Annotated in this window: 1 pseudogene; it reads left to right on the plus strand. The window is 55.1% G+C overall.

Going from position 1 to position 1,168, the window contains the following annotated elements:
* Positions 1-287: 287 nt before the first annotated feature.
* Positions 288-1,168 (plus strand): annotated as a pseudogene (locus KO503_RS02230) (IS110 family transposase); the annotation flags it as partial.

Genomic DNA, 1,168 nt, shown 5'->3' on the forward strand with positions numbered 1-1,168 from the left:
AGTCATATGATGGTAACCAGTTCTCGGGTGGTTTGACTCAAACACTGATCGACCGTTCGCTGGGTTGGTGCCGCTTGGCTTTCCGGTTTGGTTTGACCCTCACTCCGATCGATCTGACACGTGTCTTTCCCTGGACCTGTCGACCGCCCGGGAACGCCTTGCGGTGAGGCTTTGTCTCGAAGATGCCGCGTGACCCAAGAAGGGCCTGACCTTTTGGTCTCATGACTGTCCTGTCCGTGCATTCTTTCCGGCGAAGTATGTCTGAAACTGCCGGAAAGGATGATCCTATGGCTAAATCGAAACAAACCATCCCAGTCGTTGGTGGGGTTGATACGCATAAAGACCTCCATGTCGCAGCTGTTGTAGATGAGAATGACCGAGTGCTTGGTACGCATAGCTTTGCCACAACGAGGCAAGGCTACAAGCTGATGCTGGCATGGATGCGGTCGTTCGGGGATTTGCAACGGATTGGGGGTGAATGTACCGGCAGCTATGGTGCCGGCCTTTTGAGATATATGAAGGTCGCTGGTGTGGACGTTCTGGAGGTGACCGCACCTGACAAACTGGACCGTAGACGCGCGGCAAGAACGATGACTTCGATGCGCAAAGCGCTGCTCACGCGGCTTTTGCTGAGCGGCGCACGGTTACCCCGCGCAGTCGAGATGGGATGGTAGAATCCCTGCGTGTATTAAAGGTTTGCCGCAAAACGGCTGTTCAAGCCCGGCGGGTTGCATTGCAAATTATCCAAACCACAATAATTTGCGCTCCTGACCGTCTTCGTGACCTCTTGCGCAATATGACCCGCATGCAATTGATCAGGACCTTGGCAGCTTGGCGTCCGGATCTGACTGGGTATCGAGACGTTGAAGAGGCTTACCGAATTGCGCTCAAATCGCTGGCACGCCGATATCTTGAACTGCACGATGAGGTCGCCGAGCTAGACGACATGATTGAAGCAATCGTCATAGACCTTGCTCCAGATCTGATCGCATGCCGCGGAGTCGGGTTTAACAGTGCGGCTCAATTGTTGCTGACCGCAGGCGACAATCCTGAGCGGCTCAAATCCGAAGCCAGCTTCGCTGCTTTGTGCGGCGTCAGCCCAGTTCCGGCATCATCAGGCAAAACGACACGGCACCGATTGAATCGAGGTGGCGACCGCGCGGCAAAC

It is taken from the genome of Pacificibacter marinus, assembly GCF_018860505.1.
Classification (GTDB): Bacteria; Pseudomonadota; Alphaproteobacteria; order Rhodobacterales; family Rhodobacteraceae; genus Celeribacter; species Celeribacter marinus_B.